The sequence below is a fragment of the Lentzea albidocapillata genome (genome assembly GCF_000719115.1).
GTDB lineage: Bacteria > Actinomycetota > Actinomycetes > Mycobacteriales > Pseudonocardiaceae > Lentzea > Lentzea albidocapillata.
In genome coordinates this window covers 1-17,332 of the sequence record NZ_JOEA01000033.1, presented here as the reverse complement: position 1 = coordinate 17,332, position 17,332 = coordinate 1, and the positions used below count along the sequence as shown (strand labels likewise).

Sequence of the window (17,332 nt, the reverse complement as noted above, 5' to 3'; positions counted from 1 at the left end):
CGTGCCCGGTTAGTCAGCGGTTAATCACACCCAGGCGGGCCGCCAGCGCGCTGGCCAGGTGGACCGGTTCGCGTTCGGTGGTGTGGCGGATCTGCGTGCGGCAGCTGAAGCCGTCCGCGATCACCAGCGCGTCCTCGTTGTCCCGCAACGCCGGCAGGAGGTCCTGCTCGGCGCACGCGATCGAGACGTCGTAGTGGCCCTGTTCGAAACCGAAGTTGCCGGCCAGGCCGCAGCAGCCCTCGACGACCTTCGGCTGGAGACCCGCCCTGGCCATGGCCTCGCGGTCCGAGTCGAAGCCGAGTTCCGCGTACTGGTGGCAGTGGGTCTGCACGACGGCCTCGCGGGTGCCCTCCACCTCGGGCAGCATCGGCGCGACGTGCTCGGCGAAGGTCCGGGTGGCCTGCGCAAGCGCTTGTACGGCGGGTTCGTCGGACAGCTTCGGTGCCTCCACGCGGAGGAACGCCGTGCAGCTCGGTTCCAGGCCGATCACCGGAACGCCCCGGCTCGTCCACGGCAGCAGCGCCCGCGCGGTGCTTTCGACCACCCGGCGCGCCTTGCCGAGCTGGCCGGTCGAGTGCCAGGTCAGTCCACAACAGACGTTCGCGGACGGCACCTCGACGTGGTTTCCCAGATGTGCCAGCACGTTCGCGGCGTCGAGGCCGATGCCGGGCTCGAAGAAGTTCGTGAACGTGTCGGGGAACAGCAGTACCGGATCGCCCTTGCCGAGCGGGTGGAGCTGGCGGACCAGGGGAGTGGTCTGGCGCGGCAGCTCGCGTTCCGGCGTGATGCCCGCGAACCGGCCGAGGCGGGCCGTGAACCTGTTGACCAGGCCGTACTTCAGCCACGTCGGCAGCCATCCCATGGCGTAGTGCGCACGCGGCCTGATCCGGCCCTTGTAGTGCTCGTGCAGGAACTCGGCCTTGTAGCTCGCCATGTCGACGTCGACCGGACAGTCGCGCTTACAGCCCTTGCACCCCAGGCAGAGGTCCAGCGCCTCGGCGACCTCGGCCGAGCGCCAGCCGTCCTTGATCACGTCGCCGTTGAGCATCTCGAACAGCAGGTGCGCGCGGCCTCGCGTGGAGTGCTTTTCCTCCTTGGTGACGCGGTAGCTCGGGCACATGACGCCGCCCTGGGTGTTCAGGCACTTGCCGACACCGACGCACCTGCGCGTGTCGCTCGCGAACTCCGCACGTGTCGGGATCTTCGGTGGTGCGACGAGGACCCGCAGGTCGTCGTCGAGCTTCAGCGGCTCCACGATCCGGCCGGGGTTGAGCAGGTTCCGCGGGTCGAACGCGCGCTTGAACTCACCGAACGCCCTGATCGCCGCGGGCGGGTACATCCGGCCGAGCAGCTCGGACCGCGCCTGGCCGTCGCCGTGCTCGCCGGACAGGCTGCCGCCGTGGCTGACGACCAGGTCGGCCGCGTCCTGCAGGAACTCGCGGTACCCGTGGGCCAGGTCGAAGTCGATGCGGACGTGCAGGCACCCCTCGCCGTAGTGGCCGTAGGTGATGCCGCGCCGTCCGTACCTGGTCAGCAGCTGGTCGAACTCGCGCAGGTAGGTGCCGAGCCGCTCCGGCGGGACGGCCGCGTCCTCCCAGCCCGACCACGCCTCGCTGCCGTCGGCCATGCGGGTGGCGAGCCCGGCGCCGTCCTCGCGGATCCGCCACAGCGCACGCTGGTGCACCGGGTCGTGGATGATCATCGAGTTCCTGGTGATCCGGGCGACCCGCTCCGGGTGGTCCTCGACCTCGACGAACAGCCAGCTGCGGCCTTCCGGCAGGTCGGGGCGGGTACGGACACTGTGCACCAGCGCCTCGTTCAGGCCTTCGATCGCGAGCGCGTCCTCGATCTGGGTGACCTGGTCGGCGGCTTCGTAGGTGTCCGCGAACCCGAGCACGACCAGGACGCGGCGTTCCGGCCTGCGGACCAGCTTCAGTTCCGCGCCCAGCAGCACGACACAGGTGCCCTCGGTGCCGACGAGCTGCTGCGTCAGCGTCGGGGCGTCCAGCGCGTACCCGCTGACGCGGCGGCTGAGCTGGGGAAACCACGCCGGGTCGTGAGCGGGCAGGGCCAGTTCCGGCGGGTTCGTGGTGTCGAACGTGCGGCCATCGACGGTGAGGACGCTCAGGTTCGTGACGTTCTCGCTGGTCTTGCCCCACTTCACCGAGTGTGCGCCGCACGCGTTGTTACCGATCATCCCGCCGATCGTGCAGCGCGAGTGAGTCGACGGATCGGGGCCGAACAGGTAGTCGCCGGCCTGGGCGTTGATCTTGTCGAGCACCGCTCCCGGCTGGACCAGCGCCCGGTCGCCGGAGATCTCGAACGCGTTCAGATACCGGCTGAAGTCGATCACCAGGCCGGTACCGCACGCGTTGCCCGCGATGGACGTTCCCGCGCCCCGGCTGGTGATCGGCACGCCGTGCTCCGCCGCGATCGCGACGGCCGTCACCACGGCGTCCGTCGTGCGTGGACGGACGACCACCCGCGGCACGTGCCGGTAGTTCGACGCGTCGGCCGAGTACAGGGCCCGGCTCGCCGGGTCGTCGAGGACGTCACCGTCCACCTGGCGCCGGAGCTGATCCAGAAAGGCCCGCATCACCCGATCATGCCCGGATGGATGTGACATGGCTCCGCCGATGCCGGACTACCTGCCGGTAGCCGATAACCTCACCCGGTCAACCAGCAGCGATTCTCAGGAGAGCTAGTGAGTCGGTCCGTTCTGGTCACCGGAGGCAACCGCGGCATCGGCCTCGCGATCGCGCAGGCGTTCGCGGCGCAGGGCGACAAGGTCGCGGTGACGCACCGCGGGTCCGGCGCTCCCGAAGGTCTGCTCGGCGTGAAGTGCGACGTGACGAACTCTGCGGAGATCGACGCCGCGTTCACCGAGGTCGAAGCCGCGCACGGTCCCGTCGAGGTGCTCGTCTGCAACGCGGGCATGACGCAGGACACCCTGCTGCTGCGCATGAGCGAGGAGCAGTTCACCCAGGTCGTCGACGCGAACCTGACCGGCGCGTTCCGCTTCGCCCAGCGCGCCTCCCGCGGCATGCTGCGCAAGAAGTTCGGCCGCATCGTCTTCATCTCGTCCGTCGTGGGCCTGACCGGTGGCGCCGGCCAGGTGAACTACGCCGCCTCCAAGGCCGGCATGGTCGGCATGGCGCGCTCGATCGCGCTGGAGCTCGGCTCGCGCAACATCACCGCGAACGTCATCGCCCCCGGCTTCATCACCACGGACATGACCGCGGAGCTGCCCGAGGCCGTCCGCGAGGCAGCGCTCAAGCAGATCCCGGCCGGCCGTTACGGTGCGGCCGACGAGATCGCGCGCGCCGTCACGTTCCTCGCGGCGACCGAGTCGGGCTACATCAACGGTGCCGTGCTGCCCGTCGACGGCGGCCTCGGCATGGGCCACTGACTTTCTCGAACCACGGCTGGTTTCCCGTACTGCGAAAGGGTTGGATCAAGTGACCGGACTGCTCGAAGGCAAGCGACTGCTGATCACGGGTGTGATCACCGACGCGTCGATCGCCTTCCACGTCGCACGCGTCGCCCAGGAGCAGGGCGCCGAGGTCGTGCTGACCGGGTTCGGCCGGATGAGCCTCGTGACGCGCATCGCGCAGCGTCTGCCCAAGCCCGCGCCGGTCGTCGAGCTCGACGTGCAGAACCAGGAGCACCTCGACACGCTCGCCGACCGGGTGCGTGAGCACGTCGACGGTCTCGACGGCGTCGTGCACGCCATCGGCTTCGCCCCGCAGAGCTGCCTCGGCGCCCCGTTCATGGACGCGCCGTGGGAGGACGTCTCGGTCGCGATGCACGTCTCCGCGTACTCGTACAAGGCGCTCGTGCAGGCCACCCGCCCGTTGCTGTCGCACGGCTCGTCGGTCGTCGGCCTCGACTTCGACGCCCGCCAGGCATGGCCCGCCTACAACTGGATGGGCGCGGCGAAGGCGGCGTTCGAGTCGATCAACCGCTACATGGCGCGCGACCTCGGCCCGGACGGCATCCGCGTGAACCTGATCTCCGCCGGCCCGGTCCGCACCATGGCCGCGAAGTCCATCCCGGGCTTCGGCGAGCTGGAGAAGATGTGGGGCGAGAAAGCTCCGCTGAGCTGGGACGTCGACGACCCCACGCCGGTCGCGAAGTCCGTCTGCGGCCTGCTCTCCGACTGGTTCCCGGCCACCACGGGCTCGATGGTGTTCGTCGACGGCGGCGTGCACTTCCTCGGTCTCTGAGGTCACATCCGTTCGTCATGTGAGGCGTTCGGGCGTCTGATTGGATGGAGTGGTGAGTTTCGATGCGCTGCTCTGGCTGTCGTTCGGCGGCCCGGAAGGTCCTGAGGACGTCCGTCCCTTCCTCGAGAACGTGGTTCGCGGACGTGGCGTGCCGCCGGAGCGGCTGGACGAGGTCGAGGCCCACTACCAGCACTTCGGCGGCGTCTCGCCGATCAACCGCCTGAACCTCGAGGCCATCGACGCCGTGCGGGCCCGTGGCTTCGAGCTGCCGATCTACTTCGGCAACCGCAACTGGCACCCGATGGCCGAGGACGCCGTGGCGCAGATGAAGGCCGACGGCGTGCGCAGGGCGTTGGTGTTCCCGACGAGCGCGTACGGCGGCTACTCCGCGTGCCGGCAGTACGACGAGGACATCGTGCGCGCGCTGCAGGCCGTGCCCGACGGCCCCGAACTCGTGAAGCTGCGCCAGTTCTTCGACCACCCGCTCTTCATCTCCTCGTTCGCCGACGGAGTGCGCGCCGCCGCCGCGACCCTGTCCGGCCCGTACCGCCTGGTGTTCACCGCGCACTCGGTGCCGGTGTCCGCCGACAAGGCCGCCGGACCGCCCGCGGAAGGCGGCTACCGCTACTCGCGCCAGATCGTCGAGGCCTCCCGGCTCGTGGCCGCGGAACTGGGCATCACCGAGTACGACGTCGTGTGGCAGTCGCGGTCCGGCCCGCCGCAGATCCCGTGGCTCGAGCCGGACGTCGTCGACCACATCGACGCCCTGCACGCCAAGGGGGTCACCGGGGTCGTGGTGTGCCCGATCGGGTTCGTGTCCGACCACCTCGAAGTGGTGTGGGACCTCGACACCGAGGCCCGCGACCGCGCTCTGGAGCTCGGGATGGAGTTCGCCCGCGCCGCCACGCCGAACGGGGACCCGCGCTTCGCCGAGCTCGTGACCGAACTGGTCGCTGAGCACACTTCCGGCGCTCCGGTGCGGAAGTTGTCGTCGTTCGTGGTGGCGGGATGCACGGTGAACGGTGCGCCTTGTGCGCCGCTGTGCTGCGAACCGGCGAACAGGCCTGCCCGCGCTTAGCGGCCCTGTAAGGCTGCGGTCAGCGACTCCTCGGCGTTGCCGGGCAGGGCGCCGTCGTGGTCGAGGGCATAACGGACGATGGTGCGGAACTCGTCGCTGAAGCGTGAGTAGTACGGCGTGACCGGGCGCAACCGGGCGTCCTCGATCGCCTTCAGCAGTGTGCGGGCGTAGGGGTGCTCCGTGGCGACCCGGCTGTCCTGGTAGACGATGCCGCGGGTGGCGGCGAGGCCTCCTCGTTCGAAGAGGAGCTGCTGGCTGCGGGGGCCGGTGAGGAACTCGATGAGTGCCTGGGCGGCGCGTGGTTTCGTGGACTTCGCGGAGATGGCGAGGTTCTGGCCGCCGAGGACGCTCGGGCCGGGCAGCTGCGCCACCTCGAAGTCGATGCCGGGACGGCCCGCGGACTCGCCGCGGTTGCCCTGCAGGGTGCGGTGGGCCACGGGCCAGTTGCGCATGAACGCGATCTTGCCGTCGCGGAACGCCTGGGTGGTGAGCTCCTCGCTCTGCGTGCGGGATTCGGGTAGCACCACGGGCTTCTCGCCCTTGAGGCCGTCGGCGAGCCAGCGCAGGGCGCGGCGGGTGCGGTCGGAGTCGATCACGACCTTGCCGGTGTCGTCGACCACGTCGCCCTTCTCCGCCCAGATCAGTTCCAGGGCGTTCACGGTGAGGCCCTCGTAGTCGAGGAACTGGCCCGCGTAGCCGGCGGTGAGGCGGGCGTCCCGCGCCGCCCGCAGCGCGCGGGTGGAGGTGTCGGCGATGTCGTCGAGGCCGAGCGGTTCGTCCTGCACGAGGTCCTTGCGGTAGAAGAGCAGACCCGCGTCCGTGTTGAACGGCAGCGCCCACAGCACGCCCTGGTAGCGGCAGCTCTCCAGCGGACGGCGCAGGAACCCGCTGGTGTCCACAGCGGACAGTGGACGCAGATAACCGGACTGGGCGAACTCCGCGGTCCAGGTGACGTCCAGGTTGTAGACGTCCGCGTTCTCGGCCTTCTCCCTGGCCCGCGCGACCATCTCGCTGCGCTGGCCGTCCGCCTCCGTCGGCAGCTCGACGATCTCCGCGGGCTGTTCGGGGTGTTCGGAGTTCCACTGGTTGATCAACGCGCGCCGCTGGCCGCCGTCGCTCTGGTCGCGGCCGCTGAGCACGACGAGCTTGCCCTTCTCCCACTCGGCCGACTCGCGGAAGAGCGGCTGGATCCCGCTGGTGAACAGGATCGTCAGCACGATGCCGACGGCCAAGCCCATCGCGAGCCACGACCGGTTCGCCCACACCACGCCGGGCGGGCCCAGCCTCGGCAGGGCCGCCCACGTGCGCCTCAACCACCTCATCCGGCACCTCCCCACACCCGGCGGAACAGCGCCGCCAGGTCGTCGCCGAGCGTGTCCGTGGTCGAGTCGCGGCACTCACCGCCGGCCGCGTCCGTGATCGAGGTCAGCGCGTGCGCCGCACAGCTGGCCTCGCCGACGGCGATCACGAACACCCGGATCCCCTTCTGCCGCACCGCGTTCACCACGTCCTGCCGGGTCTGCGCGCTCGTCGTGTCCTCGCCGTCGGTCAACGCGATCACCGCGCTCACGTGGTCCGCGTCGTCGGCACCGACCCGGTCGAGGCTGTCGAGGATCGCCTGGTGCAGCGGCGTGCCACCGGAGGGCTGCACCGCGTTCAGCGCGGCGGCCGTGGCCTCCTTGTCACGCCTGCCGAGGGAGATGAGCGGCCGGACCTCGTTGTTGTTGAACACCGACAGGCCGTACGTGTCCCTGACACCCATCTGCGTGAGCGCCTTGCGGACACCGTCGACCGCCACGGCGAACCGCTTCTCCCCGGTGGCTGTCGGCTCGACCATCGACCCGGACGCGTCGAGCGTGAGCCAGACCCGGCCGTCCCTCTTGGCCTGCTCGTACTTCTTGAAGAACGCGGTCTGGGCCTCCTCGCCGGGCGCCGCCTCGGCCCGGTCGAGCGCCAGACCGGCCCGCACCCCCAGCTCCTCGCGGAACTCGGCTCCCGCGGCCTGCCGGGCGGGACGCAGGCCGGCGGCGTTGAGCGCCGTCATGCCCTCCTGCGTGCCGAGCCATGCCTGGAACGCCTTCGACGGCGCGCGGGCGGCGAGGTTCGACACGCCCTGCGCGTCCCACTCGACGAGGTTCACCGGGTAGTCGGCGCGGTAGGTGTCCGACGGGTACAGCGCGGTGAGGCACGGCTTCTGCGCGCAGCTGGTCTTGTTGTGCCGCAACAGGACCTGTTCGGTCGTGATCATCGCGGCGCCCGGCTGCGGCCGGTCGGCCTCCGTGACCCGGCGCTCGACGACGGCCGGCTCGAGCGTCTCGTACAACGCCGCCGTGGCAAGCCTGCCGTCGATCGCCGTCAGCGGGTTCGGTCTGCCGATCTCGGTCCCGGTGCTGCCGACCTTGGTCAGCAGGTCACCCCACCGCTCCGGAGAGCCGGACACGACGTCCTGCGCGATCGGTGCGGGCACCGCGAGCACGACGGGCGAGAACGCGACCGAGTCGCCCGGCGTGACGCGCACCGCCGAGCCGATGCCGCCGGTGCGGCGCACCACCTCGTTCGTCTCCGTGGTCGAGTCCGGTAACCACACGTCCGGATGCGGCCCGATCTCCCGCAGGTCCTGCGACGACCACGAGGACCGCAGCGCGATCGCACCCCTGTTGCCCGGCGCCGAGAACACGTAGAGCCGCGCCGTGCGGCACCCGTGGTTCTTCGCCGCCGTGTGCTGCTCGAACTTGCGCGCGACCTCACCGATCGCGGGCGCCGCGTCCTGCGATGTCAGAACCCGCACCTCGGTCGGTTGTGGACAGCCGAGCAGCAGCACCCGGCCGTACGCGACCACCGGCGGCGCCGCGACCGCCACCAGCCCCGCCGCGGCCACCAGCACGGCCGTGAACACGATCCAGCGCAACCGGATGCGTTTGACCAGCTGGTTCAGCCTGTCGATCGCGGACGCGGACAGCACGAGGAGCGTGGCGCCGATGCCGTAGAGCACCCACGACTGCCAGGTCGCGAGCGCTCCCGTGGCCGTCTCGGACAGCAGGTGCCCGGCGACCGCGGTCAGCATGAGGGCGCCCGCGTACCTGGGCGCTGTGCTCGACCGGCGCTGGTCGACGTCCTCCATCCGGCGTCCTCCCCACCGGCACCATATGCGGGAGCACCGACGCTTCCGGGGGAGTTGCCCGCTCAGGAGGGGTCGCGGATGGAGAACCACTCGTTTGGGCCAGTGGCCGTCCGAACACCTGGACGAATGTCAGTGCCGGCCCGCGCCGCTGTCCGCCAGGACACGCACGGCCTCGTCGACCGCCGCGCACCGTGCGCGGCGCACGGCTTCGGAGACCGGGCGCAGCGCCTCGGTGCGAGCGGTCATGGCCGACGCCGACAGCGCGCCGCCGGGGGCGTCGGAACTGGCCACGGACACGATCGCGGCCACCTCGGCGGCCCGTTGCAGCACCCGCAGCGCTCGCGGTGGCATCGCGTCCGGCCACGGCAGCGTGGAGTTCTCGGCCGCGAGGTCGGCGATCTCCTTGCGGACGTTCGGGCGGTGCTTGGCCACGTCCAGCGTCGCCAGTGCGGCCGTCGCCTCGCGCAGTGCCGCGCCCAGGCCGTGCTCGGCCTCGCCGATCGGGATGTGTTCGAGGCCGTTGGACGACGGCAGGTCGAACACCGTCCAGCGCATCACGCCGTCGGCCACGATCTTCGGCACGAGCCCGATGTGCACGGACGGCACAACAAGCGCCTCACCGGAGCGCAGCGCGCACGTCGAGAGGGTGCCCTTGCCGCCAAGGCCCCGCACATCGCCCGGTACCGGTAGCACCAGCCGGGCGGAGGTGGCACCCGCGCGCCGCAGGGCGGCCAGCAGCAGGGCGGGGCCCACGGGGGCCTCGTCGGGACCGGGGAGGTCGAGCGCCGTGGCGGTGCCGTCGTCGTCGGCCACCACCTCGTGCTGCTCGGCCCACGTGTGCAGGGCGTCGAGGACGTCGTCGGCGGCGGCTAGACCGTGCAGCCAGCCCGACGTCCACACGACCAGCGTGGCACTTGCACAGGACACCCGACGAGATTACGTGGCCTGCCCCTGGGAGCCCCACCCGGTGTGCCCGATCCGAGACACCTACTTGGCCGGACCGATGTGCTCCTCGAGCAGTGACCGGAACGACGCCAGGTCCTCATCGGACGCGAAGGCCCGGTGCGGCACGGACAGCGACGCCGCGCCCTCGTCCAGCGTCTCCAGCACGAAGCCCTGCCGCGTCTCGGTCCAGGCGGGCAGTTCCTCCCAGGCGATCTCCTCGCGCACCGCGTTGCCCACGGCCATCCGAAACGACCGCGCGTCGGCGCTGCCCATCACGGTCCGGCTGATCATCTCGTCGGACGTGAAGCGCCACCACACCGCGACCGGCTCCATGAAACCGATGACCAGCGCGCACACCAGGCCGAAGAGTGCAACGAACAGCGTGTCCTCGAAGCCCAGCAGCAGCACCATGGAGAACACCGCGAGCACGAGCGCGAACCACGGCGCCCACTTGAACATCGGCACCATCGCTCGCAGGCTGGCCCGCCAGTCCGCGGGTGACGGGGCCCATCTGAAATCGACACAGTTGCTCATAACGCCTCGCATTGTGCTGCACGATGCCCGCATGCATCTGGGGGATGACGAAAAGGGATCCGTCGCACGCCGGACCGTCCTGAAGGGCACGGCGGCCGCGCTCGCCGGGGTCGCGCTGGCGGCAGGTCAGCAGCCGGTCGCACACGCCGTGGCCCCGGACGATCCGGAACAGCGGCTGCTGCAGATCGTGCCCGGAGGCAACGGGATCATCTACACGCTGCACGCCGACGGCCGCATCAAGTGGTTCAAGCACCTGGGGCGCGACAACGGCACCTACGACTGGGCCAGCGGTGCCGGCCGTGAGATCGGCGGCGGCTGGCAGATTCACACGAACGTGCTGGCGGACCAGAGCGGGCAGCTCTTCGGCCTCTGCGGCGACGGCACGATGTGGTGGCACAAGTGGGTTCTCACGAACCCCGCCAACGGCGAGGGCTACTGGGCGCCCGGCACGAACAACATCATCCACCGCGGTTTCGGCCAGTACTCCTACGTCTTCGGTGGCTGGGACGGCGTGTTCTACGCGGTGGACGCCCACGGCGACATGTACTGGTTCCGCTACGTCGCCGGTGACGGCTCGAGCGGCCCCGGTGCGTGGGAGAACAACGGTGCCGGGCAGAAGATCGCGAGCGGCAAGCGCGACTACGACATGTTCTTCGCCGACCAGGACGGCGTGATCTACGGCATCCGGCACGGTGCGGTGCTGCAGTGGTTCCGCTACCTCGCGGGCGACGGCTCGAACGGGCCCCGCGCGTGGGCGAACAACGGCAACGGCATCACCATCGGCTCCGGCTGGGACTTCGGCTCGTGTGCCGAACGGTTCGCCGAGAACGGCGTCATCTACGCCGTGTGGGTCAACAAGGACCACCGGCAGACCGACCACGAGCTGCGCTGGTACCGGCTCGCCAACCACAAGGCGATCGACGCCGCCGGCGTGTACTGGCCCAACGGCTCCGGCGCGCTGGTCGGCACCGGCTTCAGCGTGACCAGGGGCGCGAACCTGCAGGGCTACGCGAGCTGGTCGGTCGTCCCGGGCCAGACCCTCGACGTCGCCGTGTCGACGACGTTCGACCAGTTCACCGCCAGCGTGCTGCGGCTGACCGGCCCGCTCGAGCAGGGCGGTGCGACGCAGGTCAGGGCGCCACAGACCTACCAGGGGCAGCGGCACCTGCTCAGGTCCGGCTACCGGGCGACCGGGCCGGCGTGGCCGGTGTCGTTCTCCTTCACCGTGCCGGACGACTGGAAGTCCGGGTTCCACGTCGTGAAGCTCGAAGGCCCGCACGGCCTGAGGCAGTACATCCCGTTCGTGGTGAAGCCGAGGCAGCCGCGAGAGAAGGTGGCGCTGCTCCTGCCGTACCTGACGCACAACGCCTACAACCACTGGGGCGGCCACTTCCAGTACTCGTGGGAACCGGATTACGGGCGGCGCCAGATCTCCACGCGCCGGCCGTTCGCGAACGCCTACATCGAGGCTCCCGGCTTCATCGACGTCCGGTTCTACGGCGACCTACTACTGATGAAGTGGTTCGCGGACAACAACGTCTCCTACGACTGCTACCAGGACCTCGACCTGCACGACCCGTCCTGGCTGGCGCAGTACAAGACGCTTGTGCTCGCCACGCACCCCGAGTACTGGACGCCGCAGATGCGTACGGCGCTGGAGACCTACCTCGCCAACGGCGGCCGTGTGATCTACACGGGTGGCAACGGCATGTACGAGCGCGTCGAACACGACGCCGCCGGTGGATTCGTGCTGCACCGCCACGAGCGCGGCCACCGCTGGACGTGGCGTGAGCAGGGCCTGCCGGAGTCGCAGGTGCTCGGCGTCGCGTACGACAGCCACTCCTACATGGAGATGTACCCGTACGTCGTCAGTGCTGACCACCCGTTCCTGGAGGGCACCGGGCTCGCGGTCGGCGACAGGTTCGGCGAGACCGGGTACAACTTCGCGGCCAGCGGCTGGGAGGTCGACACGAGGGCCGGCGCGGGCCCGGAGGCACCCGGTGTCGTCCAGTTCGCTCATGGAGAACAGGCGCACGGCGCCGAGATGTGCGTGCTGCCGAAGCCGAACGGTGGATGGGTGTTCAGCGCGAGTTCCCTGTGTTTCAACGGTGCTCTCGCCCACGACCCGAAGATGTCGCGGATTCTGCTCAACGCGATGAACGCCGCCCAGCTCTAGAAGCTGGAGTCGCTCCACGTCGACGGGTCAGGTTCGGGTGCGTAGCGTCGTCCGCGTGACCCAGAACCTGGCCCGCACGGCGGGCGAACTGCGCGCCGCCGGGCACCTGCCGCGCGGCGTCAAGACCGAGATCAGGGAGAACCTCCTCGCGGCCCTGCGCGAAGGACGCAACCCGTGGCCGGGCATCGTCGGTTTCGACCGCACGGTGCTCCCGCAGCTCGAACGCGCGCTGCTCGCCGGCCACGACGTCGTCCTGCTCGGCGAGCGCGGGCAGGGCAAGACCCGCCTGTTGCGCAGCCTGGTCTCGTTGCTCGACGAGTGGACGCCCGTCATCGAGGGCTCCGAGCTGGGCGAACACCCGCTCGACCCGATCACGCCGGAGTCGCGCAGGCGCGCTGCCGAGCTCGGCGACGACCTGCCGGTGGCGTGGCGGCACCGCGACGAGCGCTACGCGGAGAAGCTCGCGACGCCCGACACGTCCGTCGGTGACCTGGTCGGCGACGTCGACCCGGTGAAGGTGGCCGAAGGCCGGTCGCTCGGCGACCCGGAGACCATCCACTACGGCATGCTCCCGCGTGCCCACCGCGGCATCATCGCCATCAACGAGCTCCCTGACCTGGCCGAACGCATCCAGGTGTCGCTGCTCAACGTCATGGAGGAGCGCGACATCCAGGTCCGCGGCTACACGCTGCGGCTGCCGCTGGACGTGCTGCTCGTGGCGACCGCGAACCCCGAGGACTACACGAACCGCGGCCGCATCATCACGCCGCTGAAGGACCGCTTCGGCGCCGAGGTGCGCACGCACTACCCGTTGGAGATCGAGGCCGAGGTCGACCTGGTCCGCCAGGAGGCAGGCCTGGTCGCCGAGGTGGGCGACCACCTGCTGGAGATCATCGCCCGGTTCGTCCGGCACCTGCGCGAGTCGTCGTCGATCGACCAGCGCTCCGGCGTCTCGGCCCGGTTCGCGGTCGCGGCGGCGGAAACCGTTGCGGCGTCGGCACTGCGCCGGTCCGCGCTGATCGGCGAGACGCCGCCGATCGCCCGTCCGGTCGACCTGGAGTCGGTGCCGGACGTGCTGCGCGGCAAGCTCGAGTTCGAGGCGGGGGAGGAGGGCCGCGAGGACGAGGTCCTGGTCCACCTGCTGCGCCGCTCGATCGCCGACACCGCGCGGGCCCGCCTGGCCGGGCTGAACCTGCGCGCGCTGGCCGAGGTCGTCTCGGACGGCCACCCCGTCGCCACGGGAGACCGCGTGCACGCCGGTGACCTGCTGGCCGCGTTGCCCGAGCTCCCGATCCTGCACGAGGTCGCCGCACGGCTGGGCGCCGGCCCGAAGGACCCCGTCGGCCGCATCGCCTCGGCCGTGGAACTGGCCCTGGAATCGCTGTACCTGACGAGGCAGCTGTCGAAGGACAACTCCTCCGACGACGACCGATCGGTCTACGGATGAGGTATCGCTACGGACGCTGGGGCGGCGGCGCCGATCCGCTGGCGCCCCCGGTCGACCTCCGCGCGGCCGTGGACGAACTCGGCCGCGAGATCATGGAGGGCGCCTCACCGTCGTCCGCCCTTCGCGAACTGCTGCGCCGCGGCGTCGACGGCACCCGCGGCCTCGACGACCTGACCTCGCGCCTGTGGCAGCGCCGTGCGTCGATCCAGCGCCGGCACCGCCTGGACGGCACGCTGACCGAGGTCAGGCAACTGCTCGACAAGGCCGTCGAAGCCGAGCGCCGCGCGCTGTTCCCGGACCCGTCCGACGACGCGCGCTTCCGCGAGGCCCAGCTCGACGCCCTGCCGCCGGGCACCGCCGCGGCCGTGCAGGAGCTCGCTTCCTACGACTGGCGTTCCGCCGAGGCGCGCGAGGCGTTCGAACAGATCCGCGACCTGCTCGGCCGCGAACTGCTGGACCAGCGCTTCCAGGGCATCAAGGAAGCACTGTCCAACGTGGACTCGGAGGACGTGCGCCGGATCCAGCGCATGCTGCGAGACCTCAACTCGCTGCTGGAGGCGCACGCGTCGGGCTCACCGGACACGCCGCGCATGTTCGACGACTTCATGCGCAAGCACGGCGAGTTCTTCCCGGAGAAGCCCCGCGACGTCGACGAGCTCATCGACGCCCTGGCCGCCCGTTCGGCCGCCGCCCAACGCATGATGAACTCGATGACCGAGGCCCAGCGCGCCGAACTGTCCGCGCTGTCCCAGCAGGCCTTCGGCGGCATCGGCTCCTCTCTGTCCACTCTGGACTCCCTGTTGCAGCGCCTGCGACCGGGCGAGGACTGGACGTCGTCCGCCCGCTTCCGCGGCCAGGACCCGCTGGGCCTGGGCGAGGGCGCGCAGGCGATGTCGGACCTCGCCGAGCTCGACGCCCTGGCCGAGCAGCTCTCCCAGTCGTATCCGGGCGCCCGCCTGGAGGACATCGACCTGGAGGCGCTGGAACGCCAGCTGGGCGAGTCGGCCACCGTGGACGCCCGCCGCCTCGCGGAGCTGGAAAAGGCACTGCGCTCGCAGAACATCGTGGAACGCGCCCCCGACGGTTCTCTGAAGCTGACGCCGAAAGCGTTGCGGCGCCTCGGTGAAACGGCTCTGCGCGGCGTCGTGGACCAGCTGCGCTCGTCGCAGGGCTCACGCGAGACCACCTCGGCCGGCGCCGCGGGCGAGTTGATCGGCTCGACCCGCCCGTGGCAGTTCGGCGACACCGAACCCTGGGACGTGCCAAGAACCCTCCGCAACTCCGTGCTGCGCTCCGGCACGATGTCCCTGGACGTCGTGGACCTCGAAGTGTCCGAGACCGAACACCGCACCCGTGCGGCCGTCGCGTTGTGCGTGGACACCTCCTGGTCGATGGTGCAGGACGGCCGTTGGGTGCCGATGAAACGCACGGCTTTGGCGTTGCATCACCTCGTGCGCACCCGTTTCCGGACGGATGCCCTGCAACTGGTGACGTTCGGGCGCTACGCCGAAGCCGTGGACATCGGACAGCTGACGGCTTTGGAGGGTGTGTGGGAGCAGGGCACGAACCTGCACCACGCCTTGTTGCTGGCCGGGCGCCATGTCCGTCGCCATCCCGATGCGCAGCCCGTGGTGCTGGTCGTGACCGACGGCGAACCCACCGCGCACCTCGAACCCGAGGGCGACGCGGAGTTCAACTATCCGCCGCTGCCCCGGACGCTGGCCAAGACCCTGAACGAGGTCGACGCGCTCGCCCGGCTCGGGGCGACGATCTCGGTGTTCAAGCTGGGTGATGACCCGCGGTTGGCCGCCTTCGTCGACATCGTGGCCCGGCGGGGTGGCGGGCGCGTGGTCTCGGCGGACGAGGAAGGCCTTGGGGCGGCCGTGGTCAGCGACTATCTGAGGTCTCGCCGGCGGCGGCGGTGATGCGTCGGTACCTCCTCGCGGTCGTGCTGAGCGGCGTGCCGTCCACCGTGCACGCGCTGGTGACGGGCGACGACGTGCTGCGTGCCACTCGGGCTGCCGGGTCGCTGGTCGGCGGTGGGGTGCGCGAGGGCGTGGTGGTGCACCTCGCCGTGTCGGCGTTCTGGATGTTCGTGCTGACGCGGCTTCGAGTGCGGGGTGCCGTGGCGGGGGCCGTGGCCGGGTTGCTGATCGCCGCCCTCGACCTGGAGGTCGTCGGGCGGCACAACGCGCAGATCCGCGCTCTGCCCCGCGTTCCCCAGTGGCTGGACCACGTGGCGTTCGGGGTGCTCGTCGGTCAGAGGTCGTAGAGCGCGGCCAGGCGCGGCAGGCGGGTGGCCAGTTCGGCGCTGTCGTCGAAGTCGAAGTCCCAGTCCGGGTCGAGGGCCGGGTAGCGGATGCGGAAGGCGTCCTGCGGCAGCTGCATGCCCGTCGCCTTGATGTGGGCGTTCCAGGCGATCGAGAGGGCGTCCTCGCACTCGAACTCGTCGCCGGACTCGGCGGCTGCCACGACCGCCGGTAAGGCCGCCAGCGAGTCGGGGTCGGCGAGGGTGGCCGTGTAGATCTCCTCGCCCTGGGTCAGCAGCCAGCCGCGGAAGTAGTCGAAGGCGTCGTCCGAGCAGCCGCCGTTGATCAGGTAGGCCGCGCCCCACAGCGGGTTCCGGTACGACGCCGTCAGCAGCTCCCACAGGACCTGCTGGGCCGCCACGATCTCGGCGGGCGGCCGGGCGGCGAGCAGGGTGGCGGCGGCGGCCGCGACGGCGTGGCCGTCGGACGGGTCGGAGACGCTCGCGCGGGCGTCGGCGATGAGCTTCCAGAAGGTGTTCGGGTCCACATCTCGGAGCTTGGCAGAGGGGTCTGACAATTTTTGGCGCCTGACTTACGAGCCGGGACGTTCTAGGTTGTAGACATGATCAGGACTTTGTTTCGTTCGCTCGAGGCCGTGCACGCAATGATCTACTTCGCCCCCGAGGCCGACGCGCGGTACGCGAGCGCCGGGCTCGACCGGCCCGGCGGGTACTTCGCGTCACGGGCGGCGGCGCTGGGGGCGGTCGGGGCCGAGGTCGTGATCGCGACGTTCTACAACTTCAACCCCGCGATCGTGCGGGCGTGCATCCCGCAGGCGTGGGAGAAGGTGTCGCCGCAGCGCATGCTCGAGCTGCGGTGGGAGGCGGCGGACGAGGCGTTGGCCAAGGTCCTGCCGGACGACCTCAAGGAGATCAACGAGCTGGCGAAGCGGGCCGCCGAGCGGTCCAAGGAGATGCCGCACGGCCGCACGTTGTTCGCCGCGAACGCTGCCCTGCCGTGGCCGGACGAGCCCCGCCTGCAGCTGTTCCACGCCCAGACGCTGCTGCGTGAGTTCCGCGGCGACGGGCACCTCGCGGCCCTGCTGCGGCACAACGTCACCGGCATCGAGGCGCTCGTGCTGCACGCCGCGACGGGTGACATGCCGGCCGATGTGCTGCGCAAGACGCGTGCGTGGTCCGAAGAGCAGTGGGCGGCGACGCTGGAGGACCTGCGGAAGCGCGGGCTCGTCGGCGAAGACCAGCTGCTCACGGAGAAGGGACGCGAGCTGCGGCAGGGCATCGAGGACGACACGGACCACATGGCCGCGCCGGCCTACGACGTCCTGTCCGACCAGGAGAAGCAGCGGTTCGTCGAGCTGGCCTCGCCGCTGAGCAAGGCCGTCCTCGAAGCCGGGATGGTCCCCGGCCGCCGCTAGTGGCGCGACTCTCATCGAACCAGACTTCGATACAGGCCCTAGGTGTACTGATCGGAGAGGTTAGGAACGCGGCTGGCGGGTGGTTGGCCTGCGAGTGCGGTGTGGCCGCGGTGGTGATTGT

The 17,332-nt window shown here is 70.5% G+C and carries 14 protein-coding genes; 8 read left to right on the top strand and 6 right to left on the bottom strand.

The genetic code is table 11. The annotated features are described in order from the left end of the window. Positions 1–13 precede the first annotated feature (13 nt). The gene (locus tag IG04_RS0139300; RefSeq protein WP_036016796.1) at positions 14–2,596 is read right to left on the bottom strand and encodes an FAD-binding and (Fe-S)-binding domain-containing protein; all 2,583 of its coding nucleotides are present in this window, start codon (positions 2,594–2,596) and stop codon (positions 14–16) included. Between the two features lie 108 nt (positions 2,597–2,704). Here IG04_RS0139300 and fabG point away from each other — a divergent pair, with 108 nt between their 5' ends. Genes fabG through IG04_RS0139285 form a run of 3 tightly spaced genes read left to right on the top strand, consistent with a single transcriptional unit; the run spans position 2,705 to position 5,304 of the window. After that, entirely contained in the window at positions 2,705–3,409 is a 705-nt protein-coding gene (gene fabG / locus IG04_RS0139295) for a beta-ketoacyl-ACP reductase (RefSeq protein WP_030481838.1), read from the top strand. Positions 3,410–3,458: 49 nt separating this feature from the next. Further along, positions 3,459–4,226 (top strand): enoyl-ACP reductase FabI, encoded by a 768-nt coding sequence (fabI, locus tag IG04_RS0139290; RefSeq protein ID WP_030481837.1) that lies wholly within the window; start codon positions 3,459–3,461, stop codon positions 4,224–4,226. Between the two features lie 52 nt (positions 4,227–4,278). Further along, positions 4,279–5,304 carry a ferrochelatase gene (locus IG04_RS0139285; RefSeq protein WP_030481836.1) on the top strand — a complete coding sequence of 342 codons (1,026 nt, stop codon included), beginning with the start codon at positions 4,279–4,281 and terminating at the stop codon, positions 5,302–5,304. On the opposite strand, the gene IG04_RS0139280 is transcribed toward IG04_RS0139285, so the two are convergent. From IG04_RS0139280 to IG04_RS47440, 4 genes are all read right to left on the bottom strand, one after another. Continuing rightward, positions 5,301–6,626: an extracellular solute-binding protein gene (locus IG04_RS0139280; RefSeq protein ID WP_030481835.1), complete on the bottom strand. Its 1,326-nt coding sequence runs from the start codon at positions 6,624–6,626 to the stop codon at positions 5,301–5,303. The two genes, IG04_RS0139285 and IG04_RS0139280, sit on opposite strands and share 4 nt — an antisense overlap. Then, on the bottom strand, positions 6,623–8,425 hold the full coding sequence (locus IG04_RS0139275; protein ID WP_030481834.1) for a vWA domain-containing protein: 1,803 nt from the start codon (positions 8,423–8,425) through the stop codon (positions 6,623–6,625). Before IG04_RS0139275 ends, IG04_RS0139280 begins: the two co-directional genes overlap by 4 nt. Positions 8,426–8,554: 129 nt before the next feature. Then, positions 8,555–9,352 (bottom strand): hypothetical protein, encoded by a 798-nt coding sequence (locus tag IG04_RS0139270; protein WP_030481833.1) that lies wholly within the window; start codon positions 9,350–9,352, stop codon positions 8,555–8,557. A 60-nt stretch (positions 9,353–9,412) separates the two neighbouring features. After that, complete coding sequence (locus tag IG04_RS47440) at positions 9,413–9,838, bottom strand: YcxB family protein (RefSeq protein ID WP_030481832.1); 426 nt, start codon at positions 9,836–9,838, stop codon at positions 9,413–9,415. Between the two features lie 97 nt (positions 9,839–9,935). Between IG04_RS47440 and IG04_RS0139260 the strand changes: the two genes are divergently transcribed. The 4 genes from IG04_RS0139260 to IG04_RS0139245 are packed head-to-tail and all read left to right on the top strand — an operon-like array spanning position 9,936 to position 15,799. After that, positions 9,936–12,080 carry a N,N-dimethylformamidase beta subunit family domain-containing protein gene (locus IG04_RS0139260; protein ID WP_051771759.1) on the top strand — a complete coding sequence of 715 codons (2,145 nt, stop codon included), beginning with the start codon at positions 9,936–9,938 and terminating at the stop codon, positions 12,078–12,080. Positions 12,081–12,135: 55 nt separating this feature from the next. After that, on the top strand, positions 12,136–13,527 hold the full coding sequence (locus tag IG04_RS0139255) for a sigma 54-interacting transcriptional regulator (protein WP_030481830.1): 1,392 nt from the start codon (positions 12,136–12,138) through the stop codon (positions 13,525–13,527). Beyond that, positions 13,524–15,452, top strand: a complete 1,929-nt coding sequence (locus IG04_RS0139250) for a vWA domain-containing protein (RefSeq protein WP_030481829.1) — start codon at positions 13,524–13,526, stop codon at positions 15,450–15,452. The genes IG04_RS0139255 and IG04_RS0139250 overlap by 4 nt, the downstream gene beginning before the upstream one ends. After that, positions 15,452–15,799: a hypothetical protein gene (locus IG04_RS0139245; RefSeq protein ID WP_030481828.1), complete on the top strand. Its 348-nt coding sequence runs from the start codon at positions 15,452–15,454 to the stop codon at positions 15,797–15,799. Before IG04_RS0139250 ends, IG04_RS0139245 begins: the two co-directional genes overlap by 1 nt. Here IG04_RS0139245 and IG04_RS0139240 read toward each other — a convergent pair. After that, entirely contained in the window at positions 15,787–16,323 is a 537-nt protein-coding gene (locus IG04_RS0139240; protein ID WP_030481827.1) for a DUF4240 domain-containing protein, read from the bottom strand. The genes IG04_RS0139245 and IG04_RS0139240 overlap by 13 nt on opposite strands. A gap of 75 nt (positions 16,324–16,398) precedes the next feature. On the opposite strand from IG04_RS0139240, the gene IG04_RS0139235 reads away from it, so the two are divergent. Beyond that, a complete protein-coding gene (locus IG04_RS0139235) occupies positions 16,399–17,211 on the top strand; it encodes an SCO6745 family protein (RefSeq protein ID WP_030481826.1) in 813 nt (270 codons plus the stop codon). Positions 17,212–17,332 lie beyond the last annotated feature (121 nt).

Coding starts and splice junctions, on each gene's coding strand:
- IG04_RS0139245 (WP_030481828.1), top strand. CDS start 15,452: ATGCGTCGGTACCTCCTCGCGGTCGTGCTGAGCGGCGTGCCGTCCACC.
- IG04_RS0139280 (WP_030481835.1), bottom strand. CDS start 6,626: ATGAGGTGGTTGAGGCGCACGTGGGCGGCCCTGCCGAGGCTGGGCCCG.
- IG04_RS0139300 (WP_036016796.1), bottom strand. CDS start 2,596: ATGCGGGCCTTTCTGGATCAGCTCCGGCGCCAGGTGGACGGTGACGTC.
- IG04_RS0139260 (WP_051771759.1), top strand. CDS start 9,936: ATGCATCTGGGGGATGACGAAAAGGGATCCGTCGCACGCCGGACCGTC.
- IG04_RS0139250 (WP_030481829.1), top strand. CDS start 13,524: ATGAGGTATCGCTACGGACGCTGGGGCGGCGGCGCCGATCCGCTGGCG.
- IG04_RS0139235 (WP_030481826.1), top strand. CDS start 16,399: ATGATCAGGACTTTGTTTCGTTCGCTCGAGGCCGTGCACGCAATGATC.
- IG04_RS0139275 (WP_030481834.1), bottom strand. CDS start 8,425: ATGGAGGACGTCGACCAGCGCCGGTCGAGCACAGCGCCCAGGTACGCG.
- IG04_RS47440 (WP_030481832.1), bottom strand. CDS start 9,838: ATGGTGCCGATGTTCAAGTGGGCGCCGTGGTTCGCGCTCGTGCTCGCG.